At 62.0% G+C, this 11,638-nt stretch carries 7 protein-coding genes; 3 read left to right on the forward strand and 4 right to left on the reverse strand.

Annotated features, from left to right (window positions below):
* Nucleotides 1-22 precede the first annotated feature (22 nt).
* From ASF04_RS00750 to ASF04_RS00765, 4 genes are all read right to left on the reverse strand, one after another.
* Nucleotides 23-2,464 (reverse strand): pseudouridine synthase, encoded by a 2,442-nt coding sequence (locus ASF04_RS00750; protein WP_056137478.1) that lies wholly within the window; start codon nt 2,462-2,464, stop codon nt 23-25.
* Nucleotides 2,451-3,230, reverse strand: a complete 780-nt coding sequence (scpB, locus tag ASF04_RS00755) for an SMC-Scp complex subunit ScpB (RefSeq protein ID WP_019921607.1) — start codon at nt 3,228-3,230, stop codon at nt 2,451-2,453. The genes ASF04_RS00750 and scpB overlap by 14 nt, the downstream gene beginning before the upstream one ends.
* 323 nt (nt 3,231-3,553) lie before the next feature.
* Nucleotides 3,554-4,582, reverse strand: a complete 1,029-nt coding sequence (locus ASF04_RS00760; RefSeq protein ID WP_056137479.1) for a glucokinase — start codon at nt 4,580-4,582, stop codon at nt 3,554-3,556.
* Nucleotides 4,583-4,725: 143 nt separating this feature from the next.
* Nucleotides 4,726-5,682: a VTT domain-containing protein gene (locus ASF04_RS00765; protein ID WP_056137480.1), complete on the reverse strand. Its 957-nt coding sequence runs from the start codon at nt 5,680-5,682 to the stop codon at nt 4,726-4,728.
* Between the two features lie 504 nt (nt 5,683-6,186).
* Between ASF04_RS00765 and ASF04_RS00770 the strand changes: the two genes are divergently transcribed.
* The 3 genes from ASF04_RS00770 (at nt 6,187) to ASF04_RS00780 (ending at nt 11,282) form a co-directional block, all read left to right on the forward strand.
* Entirely contained in the window at nt 6,187-8,976 is a 2,790-nt protein-coding gene (locus ASF04_RS00770) for a TonB-dependent receptor (RefSeq protein ID WP_229204874.1), read from the forward strand.
* A gap of 275 nt (nt 8,977-9,251) precedes the next feature.
* The gene (locus ASF04_RS00775) at nt 9,252-10,742 is read left to right on the forward strand and encodes a PQQ-binding-like beta-propeller repeat protein (RefSeq protein ID WP_056137481.1); all 1,491 of its coding nucleotides are present in this window, start codon (nt 9,252-9,254) and stop codon (nt 10,740-10,742) included.
* Nucleotides 10,743-10,952: 210 nt separating this feature from the next.
* Nucleotides 10,953-11,282 (forward strand): hypothetical protein, encoded by a 330-nt coding sequence (locus ASF04_RS00780; protein WP_056137482.1) that lies wholly within the window; start codon nt 10,953-10,955, stop codon nt 11,280-11,282.
* Nucleotides 11,283-11,638: the final 356 nt, after the last annotated feature.

Raw genomic sequence — 11,638 nt, forward strand, 5'->3', positions numbered from 1 at the left:
CAACCCTGCAACGGGCGCGGGATTAACCCTTGCGACGACGCGGCATGCCGTGGTCGCTGGCGCCGCCACGTGGCTGCTGCTGACCGCGACGCGGTGCGCCGCTGCTGTTGCCGAAACCAAACGTGGTTTGCAAGGGATCGGGCTGGCGCGGGCCTTTGTTGGCCGGCTTGGCCTGCTGGCCACGTCCCTGGCCACCCTGGCCGCCCTGCCCTTGCGGACGCGGACCGCTGGCACGCGCCGGCGCGGCATCGCCGAGCGGACGACCGCCAGCGTAAGCACCGATACCCTGCGGACGGCCGCCGGGACGGCCCGAACCCTGGGCACCGCCGGTACGACCATTGCCGCCGCCTGCGCGGCCACCCTGACCACCACCACCCTGACCGCCGAAGCCGCCCTGGCCGCCGGCTGCGCCACGACCCTGACCACCGCCGTTCGGACGGCCCTGGCCGCCACCGAAGCCGCCCTGACCACGGCCCTGGCCGCGTGGCGGCTTGGCGAATGGCAGCGCGTTGTCATTGCTGACATCGGCGCGGTTGAAGTTCGGTTCGTCGATGTCGTCCTCGTCGTCGTCATCACGGTCGTCGTATTCTGCCCGGCCACGTTGCGGACGCTTTTCCGGTCCCTTGTTCTGGGCCGGCTTGGCTTGCGGGCCCTTGCCGGCGCGCGCAGGCGCGGCAGCAGCCACACCGTCGGCGCCGCCTTTTTTCTCGACGCCGTACACGGCCAGCATGTCGCGCACCTGGTTTTCTTCCAGCTCTTCCCAGCGGCCGCGTTTCAGGCTGCTTGGCAGGGTCATGGCGCCGTAGCGGGTACGGATCAGGCGCGACACGGTCAGACCGATCGCTTCGAACATGCGGCGCACTTCGCGGTTACGGCCTTCGCCGATGATCACGCGGTACCACTTGTTGATGCCCTCGCCGCCACCGTCGGCGATTTTCGAGAACTGCGCCAGGCCGTCTTCGAGCTCGACACCGGCCAGCAGCTTTTGACGCATGCCTTCTTCCAGCACGCCCAGGGTGCGCACCGCGTATTCGCGGTCGATACCGTAGCGCGGGTGCATCAGGCGGTTGGCCAGGTCACCGGACGTGGTAAACAGCAGCAAGCCTTCGGTGTTGAAGTCGAGGCGGCCGACGGCCAGCCATTTGCCGGCCTTCATGGTCGGCAGGCGCGAGAACACTGATGGGCGGCCTTCCGGATCGTCGGTCGAGACGATCTCGCCGGCCGGCTTGTGGTACACCAGCACGCGCGGCGGTTTCTTGCTCACGCGGCGCTGGATCAGCTTGCCGTTGATGCGGACTGCGTCGGTCGGCAGGATGCGCTGGCCAATGTGGGCCGGCTCGCCGTTGACCGACACGCGGCCGGCAACGATCAGGTCTTCCATGTCGCGGCGCGAGCCGAGACCGGCTTCGGCCAGCACCTTGTGCAGCTTCGGTGCGTCGTCGTCGGCGGTCAGATCGCGGCGCGCCGCTTTTTGCGGCTGGCGGCCACGGCCACCCTCTTCGCTGTCAAAGGCGTCGGACGTGACGAACGAGAACACGGCATCGGCGTCGCTCGGCTTGTCGCCGGGCTGACCACGGCCTTTGGCATTCTTGCCTTTGCCGTTTTTGCCATTGCGTGGCTGGCCGGCTTGAGCGCCGCCCTGGCCACCCTGGCGGCCGTTGCGCTGGCCGCGCTCGTTCGGCTGACGTGCTTCCGCCGCGCCCTCGGCACCATCAGTACCCGCAGCACCTTCCACTGCCGCGACAGGAGCAGCTTCCACCGCTTCCACTTTCGGCATCAGTGCTTCGCGCACGGCGCGCTGCTCGCGCATCTGGCGCGGGCCGCGCGGACGCTGGCCACGGTCGATGCGCGGTACGCCATCGGCAGGCGCTGCGTCGCCGGCGGCAGCTTCGGCAGCTGGCGCCTCGGCCGGCTGGGCGGCGGCGGAAGCGGCGGCGTCGGCCACGGCTTTGCGGGCGCGCGGCGCACGGGCCGGCTTGGCTGGCGCGTCAGCAGCAGCACTGGCGGCGCGGTCGGAAGCAGGCGCAGCAGTGGCAGCAGCACCGGCGGCGCGGCCGGAAGCAGGCGCGGCAGCAGCTGGCGCAGCGGCGGCAGCAGGCGCGACGGCAGCGGCAGGCGCAGAAGTAGCAACGGCAGGTGCGGCTGCGGCGGCAGGAGCAGCAGTCGCCTCAACAGCAACCTTGGCAGCCGGCTTGGCGCGCGGCTTTTTCACGGCGACCGGCGCAGCATCGGCGACAACTGCCTCGACCACTGCCGGCGCGGCAGCTTCGGCGGGCGCATCAGCCTTAGGCTTGCGCTTCGGCTTGGCGGCCGGCGCGGCATCGCTCGCCACGGCAGCAACCGGGGCCGCATCGGCAACGCCGCCGCTTTCCGCTGCGATCTGGGCCTTGGTGCGGCGCTTGGGCTTGGCGACCGCTACTTCGGCGGCGTCGTTGACTGTCTCTGGGGATTTAGGATTGTTCATTATTCGTTTCTTGCTTGTGCTCATCGACCGTGACATCGGGACGATGCACAGGATCTTGATTAACTTCTTGGCCGGAGTCCGGGCTAGTCGCGGCTGCTATAGCCACCGGCACCTCCGTGCCATCGTCTGCTTGCGCGACACGGTCGCCGTGCGCGGCTTTTTCAAAATTCTGCTGCAGGGCCGCTTCCAGCGCCGCCATATCGGGACCACTACCCTGCGATTCACTGATTTGCTGCAACGGCGGTAACTGGGACAGGGAATTCAACCCCAGATCATCGAGAAACTGGCGCGTGGTGCCCAACAACGAAGGCCGGCCCACCACGTCGCGGTGGCCCACCACATCAACCCAACCACGGTCTTCCAGCATCTTGATCGTCTGCGAGTTCACGGCAACGCCGCGAATTTCCTCGATATCGCCGCGCGTGACAGGCTGGCGGTAGGCGATGATGGCCAGCGTTTCCAGCGTGGCCCGCGAGTAGCGCGGCGGCTTTTCAGGGCTGAGCCGGTCGAGATAATGTTTCATCTCGGGACGGCTCTGGAACCGCCAGCCACTCGACAGGCTGACCACTTCCACTCCCTTGCCGGCCCAGTCGCGGCCCAGCTCTTCCAGCAATTCCCTGATCTGTTCGGCGCCGACCACGGCGTCGTGTTCGCCCGGCGGTTGCTCCTCGTCGACAAACAGCTTTTTCAGACTGTGGATGGTCAACGGCTCACGGGCGCATAACAAGGCGGTTTCGAGGACTTTTTTGGCCTCAGCATTATCCATAGCAATCTTATGGCTGCATGCATACACATGCACAGAATGACATCAATTACATTCAGTGAGTCGTTGAGGTAGGCGCTGCATTCAAGATGCCGCCTGCCGGAGTAGTCGCTGAAGCTGTTTTTCCGGCCGAGGCGAGTCGCCTGGCGGGAGAGAGGGAATTGCCGCTACCGCCGAAGCGATCGCATTTCATGAAACACCAGAATCGCGGCACCGTTTTCGAGCGAAAACAAGCATGACCTATCCAGGACGTTTCATCCAACTAAGTGAATTGTACCTGATAAAAGCATAAAACGCGCATTCGCTGCAGCGAAATGTAACGTGACTTACACGGAGGCAAGTCTTTCTGACAAGATTGCGGATACACCAACGAAGGCCGGATACTCTGCCGTAATCACCCAGGTAGGCACTTGCGCCAGGTACTGGAAGAACCTGCCCTTGTGCTCGAAACGGTTGCGGAAACCGGAGCGGTTGAAGCGGTCACCGAGTTTCGGCACGATGCCGCCGCCGATATAAATACCGCCCTGCGCCCCCAGCGTGACCACCAGGTTGCTGGCGATGGTACCCAGCATGCAGCAAAACACTTCGATCACTTCGTCGCACAAGGCGCACTCACCGGACAGGGCGCGGCGCGAAATGTCGGCGGCGACCAGCGGTTCGGCCTTCACGCCATGCCGTTTTGCCAGAGCGCGGTAAATCAGTTCGATACCGGCGCCCGACATCAGGCGCTCGGCCGAAACATGCTCGAATTCGGTCCAGGCATATTGCAGGATTGCCACTTCAACCGGATTGGCAGGCGCAAAGGTGACATGACCGCCTTCGCTCAGCAGTGCGGTCCAGCCATCCTTGCCGGGAATCAGGCCCGACACCCCAAGGCCGGTACCGGCGCCGATCAGGCCCAGCGGCGTGCCCGCCACGGCAGTCCCGCCGCCCACCTGGCGCTTTTGCTCGGCTGACAGGAATGGCAGCGCACTGGCCAGCGCCGTGAAGTCATTTACTACCAGCAAAGTGTCGAAATCGACTTCGCGGCGCAGCGCTTCGATCGAAAACGCCCAGTGATGGTTGGTCATGCGCACCATGTCGCCGGTGACCGGGTTGGCAATCGCGATGGCGCCGTGGCGGATGCCGCCAGCGCCTGCCCCACCGGCCTCGGCCACCACGGGCGAACCGAGGTAGGACAACAGGGCAGCCGCCAGGGTCGGGTATTCGGCACATGGCAACACGTCGATCGCCACGATCTTGCCCGGGGCGGTTTCCAGCGCGAAGCGCGCATTGGTGCCGCCGACATCCGCCAGCAGACGCGGTCCGCCTGGGAAGTCGTTGATCGGGGAGGATGGCGATGGAGTAGCTGTCATGGTCGATGAAAAATAGTTGAAGCCTAAGCTTAAGGTATTTTTACCAAGACTGGCAAGCGGTTTGTAGTTTTAGTACAAGCAACTGTGCACTTCCCGCACTTGCGCTGTTTTTCCTCGTAGTATGACTACCAGAGCAATGCGGCTTATGCCGATGCCGTGGTGGTCTCGTCATCGACCACGGGCCGCACGCCAAAGGCGGCATTCCAGGCATCGAGCCCGCCATGCAGGGGACGGGCCATGGTGAAGCCGTGCTGCTTGAGCTCCTTGGCCACCTGGGCGGCCGTAACGTCGTTGGGGCAGCTGCAATAGACGATCACGTGGCGGTCGCGGCCCACTGCGATCAGGTCCGGCGCCGGCTGGCCGCCATTGAACAGCAACGCGCCCGGCACGGCCGGCTCCAGCAGTTGCGCCGTCACGCTGCGGGCATCGACCAGGACCGGCGCCGCGCCCTGTTCGAGCAACTGCTTGATTTCGTCGATGGTCACGCGGTCGATCTGCACCGACTGGCGGAAGCGCTTGCGCTCGATGTACTTGTAGCCGATGAACAGCGCCAGCAAGATCAGCAGCACGGCCAGCGCGGTACTGCCCATGGTGCTCAGGGCGGTCAGCACGGAATCAATGCTGGCGTGGAAGAAGGCGCCAATGGCGATGCCGGTACCAGCCCACAAGGTGGCGCCCAGCATGCTGTAGCCGACAAAGGTGCGGCTGTGTACGCCCATCGCTCCCGACAGCGGCGCGGCAATGGTGTTAAAACCGGGAATGAACTTGGAGACGATCAGCATGCGCGGGCCCCAGCGCGTAAAGCTGTCCTCGGTCTGGCTCACGCAATAATCGGGCGAGAGCGAAATGCGGCACAGCAGCTTGAGAATGCGCTTGCCATACACGCGTCCCATGCGGAACCAGAAACCGTCGCTGAGCAGGCACGCGCACACGGCCACCGCCAGCACGGCAGGCCAGCTGAAATCGCCATCGACGGACAGGGCGCCAGCAACGATCAGGATGGGATAGGCGGGAATCGGCAGGCCGATTTGCTCGATCAGTACGATCGCAAACACGATCAGCACGCCATATTCTTGCAGCAGGTGGATAAAGTTCGGCATACAGATATCTTAACGTAAAAACCGCATGCCTATCCGCGCGCAATCTGGTCACATTTTTCCGCAAGGCAAACAAACATTCGCCGCCGCAAATACATTTTTGTCGTCAAAAAGTCACATGGATCACAATTATTACAGTTTAATTTACAGGGATTTGCTGACTTTTTCCATATTTTGCACCGTTGATTTCTTGATATTTGGAATTTGAATTTACTACCATCTTTGACGACGTTATCCGCATGTAGCGCGATGATCTCTTCCATAAATGCATCCTATTCCGCCTTTTAGCAGAGTCGGCAAGTGACGTTTTGCTTTGATCAAGCAGCTGTCCGGGCAGAACTGGTCACATTGACATGGTACTGATGAAATGTTTTTATAAAAAGCAAGGAGGCCAGATCCTTCCCCAACAGCGAACGCAGGCGTGCGGCCACGCGCCCATGCCAGACGGTTCAACCAGTAAAAAAGCCAGTCCAGTGGAGAGATTTCAGCATGATGATGGAAAGAGTAATGTCCCGTTCGGTTCGCCTGATGTTCTCGGGCAGCGTCGCTGCCGCAACTTTGCTGGCAACGCCAGCGATGGCGCAAAACAATGATGCACAAGCTGCTGCGCCTATTCAGCGCGTGGAAATCACCGGTTCGAGCATCAAGCGCGCAACTGCCGAAACCGCGTCACCGGTACAAGTGATCACCAGCGAAGACCTGATGAAATCTGGCAAGGGCACCGTGTCGGAATACCTGCAAACCCTGACCGCCGACGGCGCCGGCTCGCTGCCTACCGGCTTCGGCAATGGTTTCGCCGCCGGCTCCACCGCGATCTCGCTGCGCGGCCTGGGTGCAACCTCCACCCTGGTGCTGCTCAACGGCCGCCGCATGGCGCCGTTCGCCCGCGCCGATGACGGCCAGAAGAGCTTTACCGACATCTCGACCATCCCGATGCAGATCGTCGAGCGGATCGAAATCCTCAAGGACGGTGCATCGTCCACCTACGGCGCTGACGCGATCGCCGGCGTGGTCAACATCATCCTGCGCAAGGACTTCACCGGTCTGCAAATGAAGGCCGACACCGGCTTCTCGCGCTACAGCGATGCCAAGCAGAACAAGGCTTCGGTCACCTGGGGCAAGGGCAACCTTGACGAAGACAAGTTCAACGTCGTGTTCAACGCCGAATACTTCCAGGCTGACAGCCTGAAAAACAGCGACCGCAAGGACCGCGGCTACATCGGCAAGTCGGACCTGCGTCCTTACGGCTACCCGGTCGGCACCCAGTTCGCCGCTGGCTACATCGCCGGCGCCAATACCGCCAGCCCAAGCCCGACCGGTTCGATCCGCAATCCATTGACCAACAACTATGTGTCGCTGCCGGGCTGCTCGACGCTGTCCGCTACCACCGACCAGACCGGTTCGGGCGGCGGCTGCCTGTGGCATAACGACCAGTTCCGCGACATGCAACCGGAAATCGAATCGATCAACCTGTACACCCGTGGTACCTGGCAGATCAACGACGACACCCAGGCATACGCCGAGCTCGGTTACTCGAAGCGCGACACGTCGTTCATGATGATCCCGGCGAACGTCACGCCGACCGTGGCGTTCCCGGCCAACGCCGCCAACCCGCAAGGCTTCATCAACTACGGCAACCTTGCTCTGCTGGCTGCAAGCCACCCGCAAAACCCGTACGGCGTGGCCACCCGCCTGCGCTACTCGGCCTTCGATGTCGGCGCCAGCACCCGCAGCGCCAATAACGAATTCAAGCGCGCCGTCATCGGCATCAAAGGCTCGGCCGCAGGCTGGGACTACGACGCCGGCTACACCCATTCCGAGTCGTCGCTGGACCTGGGCTACAGCAACATGATCAATATGAACGTGCTGCGTTCGGCCCTGAGCGACCCGACCTCGCGTTACTTCCCGTACTACATCGGCGATCAGGCTTACCGCAACCCGGCCTCGCTGTACGCAGCGCTGCGCGTGAACGCCACCTCGGTGTCCACCACCAAGCTCGACATCGTCGACTTCAAGGCATCGCGTGAACTGTTCGAGCTGCCAGGCGGCAAAATGGGCCTGGCCCTGGGCGGCGAATACCGCAAGGAACAACTGCGCAACCCATCGCTGTCGGGTTCGGAAGACGGCACCATCAACTCGAACTACGTGGCCGCCTTCGGCGACTCGAAAGTCAAGGCGGTGTTTGCCGAGATCCTGGCGCCGATCGTGAAAACCGTGGAACTGTCGGCCGCGCTGCGTTACGACAAGTACGACCGCTTCAGCTCATCCACGCCGAAAGCCGGCATCAAGTGGACCCCGGTCAAGACCTTCGCCCTGCGCGGTACCTACACCGAGGGCTTCCGTGCTCCCGGCGCGGCCGAGAGCAACGTCGGTTCGCAATCGACCGGCTCGGCGCCGGTACGTGATCCGGTGCGCTGCCCGGGCGGCGTGCCAGCAGCTGGCGGCGCCACCTCGACCGATTGCGCGATCACCATCGCGGCCGTCAAAGTCGGTGACCCGAACCTGAAACCGGAAGAATCGAAAGGCAAAACCCTGGGCCTGGTCTGGGATCCGCTGGAAGGCACGAGCCTGTCGCTGGACGCCTGGAAAATCAAGCGTACCAACGAAATCAACTCGCTGCCGTACGACCAAGCTGCCGCCCTGCCGACCGCAGTGCGTAACGACAACAACCTGGTAGTCAACGGCGCGGCGATTCCGAACACCGGTACCCTGGTGCTGACGCAGGCGCCTTACCGCAACTCGAGCTTCACCGAAGTCAGCGGTATCGACCTGGACATCAAGCAGCGCCTGCGCCTGGGCGCATATGGTCGCGCCGTCATCGGCCTGAACATGACCCACGTCGCTTCATGGGTACGTAACGAGTCGGCCACCGTGCGTTACCAGTACGCTGGTACCCACGGCAACTGCGATACGTCGAACTGCGCCGGTACGCCGAAAAACAAGGTGAACCTGAACGCCTCGTGGGATCTGGGTGACCTGAACGTCACCGGCAACGTCAACTACCGCAGCAAGATGGACAACACGGCGTATGCCGGCGCCCTGTGCGCCAACACCCTGGTGAGCGGCGCCAAAGCCCCGAACGCCAAGTGCGAAATCGCGTCGTTCACCACGCTGGACCTGTCGACCCGCTACAACATCAGCAAGCAGCTGACCCTGTTCGCGTCGATGAACAACGTGCTCGACAAGATGGCACCGCTCGATCCACAAACCTACGGCGGCATGAGCTACAACCCGATGGACGCTTCAGGCGCCATTGGCCGCTACATGAAACTGGGCGCCAGCTACAAGTTCTTCTAAGCGTCTGACGGTTTAATACAACAAAGCCGGGCCTGCTGAACAGCGGCCCGGCTTTTTTATGCATTGCTATTTGGAATAGCATTTTTCCACGATAAAATATTACCCTTTATATAATTAGGAAAAAAATCATGTCCCAGGGTTGGAGAAGTGCAGGTTGGACGGGCGGCCTGCTCGCCACATTAATTCTCGCCGCTTGCGGCGGGGGCGGCAGTGACTCGACAACACCGGCGCCAACGACGCCGACAGCACCGACGGCACCGCCGGTCGTGGCGACCATGACTGTACAGTCGGGTACGCTCGCGCGCGTGATGGCCAGCAATGTCGGCGTCAACCTGGTGGTGACGGCCCAGGCCGCCAATTTCACGCCGACCGGCACCGTGTACGCCAGCGCCAGCGACGCCGCCGGTGTGCTGCAAGCACCAGTACAAGTCACGGCAGGCGCCAGCGGCCTGTACACGTTCTCGCTCGACACCGCCACCGGCGTGGCGCCGGGACGCTACAAGGGCAATGCCACCATCAAGCTGTGCAGCGACCAGGCATGCACGACCGCGCAAGCTGTCGCATCCATCAGCGTGCCCTACGACATCACCATCGTCGGTACAGAGACGGCCTGGCCTGGCGACAACCTCACTGCGCTGTCGGCGATGACCGGCGCCGGCGACTGGTCCACCTTCCAGGGCAACAGCGCCCACACCGGCTACGTGCCGGTCGAGATCAAGCCTGACCAGATCGCCCTGCGCTGGAAACGCGGCCTGACAGGCACCCCTGCCAGCTCGAACGGCAGCACGGTGGCGCCACAGGTCACCGCCAACGGCCTGCTGTACACGACCGACGCCACCTCGCTCTATGCCTACAAGGAAACCGACGGCAGCCGCGCCTGGAAATACGACTTCAACAACAGCTCCTATTACCCGGTCAATCCGCCGGCAGTCGCCAATGGCGTGGTGTATGCCGTCGGCAGCCAGTCCGACGCCAACTATATGTTCGCATTCGACGCAGCCACCGGCACGGTGCAGTTCCGTGCGCGCGTGGGCTCGATCTATGACCGGCTGTCCTCGCCGGTTGTGCAGGGTGGCGTGATTTATACCAACGGCGGTTCGTATGTCGGCCTGTATGGCTACAGCACCACCGGCGAAACGCTGTTCAATACCACCGCCGGCTCGGCAGCATCGCAATGGGCGCCGGCCGCCGACGCCAACGGCGTGTACCTGTACACCGGCGATGCGATCGTGGTCTTCAAACCCAAAACCGGCGAGCGCCTGGCCACCATCCGCGACAGCAGCAACAATTTGTACAGCCAAGGCAGCGGTGCGCCCGTCATCGGCGCCAATGGCGTGTATGCCACAACCGGCAACTACAACAGCAGCAGCGGTGTTACCAGCTATAGCCTGACCCGGTTCGACATCGCCAAGAGCTTCATCGATTGGCGTGTGACCGGCAGCTACGGCATCTCGCCGGCCTACTCCGCCGGCGTGCTGTACGCGCTCAACACCAATCCCTTCCGGGTGGAAGCACGCGCCGAAGCCGATGGCGCACTGCAGTGGTCGTGGACACCACAACTGAACACCGAGTCGTCGTTCTACGGCCCGGCAGTGGTGACCAAAAACCTGCTGTTCGTCAGCACCAACCGCGTCACCTACGCGATCGACAAGGTGACCCGCAAGACGGTATGGAGCTACCCGATGGCCGGCCTGTTGTCGATCAGCCAGAATGGTGTGCTGTACATTCAGAGTGCCGATGCCACTGTAGCGGTCAATCTCAAGTAAGGTACGCAGCGTAATAACAAGCCGGGCCGCCTCCATAGCGGCCCGGCTTTTTTTGTACATAACTCCTTTTCGCAACAATCACAAACCGATCTGGCCCTGTTAACCAACAGTTGTGTTCGCTACCTAACATAAACTGTAATTTTGAATTGATGGGTTTGCTTTAACTAAATTAATATTATTTTTTTGAAATCAAAACAAGGGGAATTCAACATGCGCTATCAACACTGGGCAGCAATCGTGATTATCGCGTCCGCAGTCTCTGGTTGTGTGGTCGAGGGCGGCGAGGTGTCGAACCTGTCGGCCCACACGCTTGACGCGCCGCTCGAGAGCGCGATCGGTGCAGTTCCCGCCGTGGAGACTGGCGGTCTCGCCGCCACCGGCGTGATGTACGCCAAGGTCAGCGACAATGGCCGGGTTCATCTGGCGCCGGCACTGAGCGAAGCAGACAGCGGAAAAGTCACGCTGGCGCCAGCAGTCAAGCTGCGTCCTGAACAGTACCTTGGCAATATGACCATGAAGCTGTGCGGCACCGACTGCTGATCCGGCTCCCGGCGGTCGATGGCAAGTATGCCAAGGACAATGCTTTTCTGTGGCAAAAAAGTCACCCGCCCCTCTACACTATTGCATTTGTTTCATGCGGATCGGTTACTCCGCACTGTAGCGCTACGACCACAGTCTTGTCGTATGTTACGCAGCCAATTGCGCTGCGGCACCATCTTTCCCACTGCTTGATTTGAGCAACACCGAATATACGTCTGTCTTGGCAAACTGCGGACTTCTGGCGACCAATGCACAAAGCTGCCGGCTGCATGAAATTACAAAATTTTCAATGTTGACAGTAATTTCATGCCGATGATTTGATGGGGTGCGTGCATCACGTTTCACGTGATCGCGCG

It is taken from the genome of Duganella sp. Leaf61, assembly GCF_001421905.1.
Classification (GTDB): Bacteria; Pseudomonadota; Gammaproteobacteria; order Burkholderiales; family Burkholderiaceae_D; genus Rugamonas; species Rugamonas zoogloeoides.

What these genes read in the sequence shown, in the direction of transcription:
- ASF04_RS00750 (WP_056137478.1), bottom strand. Translation starts at nt 2,464, where the DNA reads ATGAACAATCCTAAATCCCCAGAGACAGTCAACGACGCCGCCGAAGTA.
- scpB (WP_019921607.1), bottom strand. Translation starts at nt 3,230, where the DNA reads ATGGATAATGCTGAGGCCAAAAAAGTCCTCGAAACCGCCTTGTTATGC.
- ASF04_RS00760 (WP_056137479.1), bottom strand. Translation starts at nt 4,582, where the DNA reads ATGACAGCTACTCCATCGCCATCCTCCCCGATCAACGACTTCCCAGGC.
- ASF04_RS00765 (WP_056137480.1), bottom strand. Translation starts at nt 5,682, where the DNA reads ATGCCGAACTTTATCCACCTGCTGCAAGAATATGGCGTGCTGATCGTG.
- ASF04_RS00770 (WP_229204874.1), top strand. Translation starts at nt 6,187, where the DNA reads ATGTCCCGTTCGGTTCGCCTGATGTTCTCGGGCAGCGTCGCTGCCGCA.
- ASF04_RS00775 (WP_056137481.1), top strand. Translation starts at nt 9,252, where the DNA reads ATGACTGTACAGTCGGGTACGCTCGCGCGCGTGATGGCCAGCAATGTC.
- ASF04_RS00780 (WP_056137482.1), top strand. Translation starts at nt 10,953, where the DNA reads ATGCGCTATCAACACTGGGCAGCAATCGTGATTATCGCGTCCGCAGTC.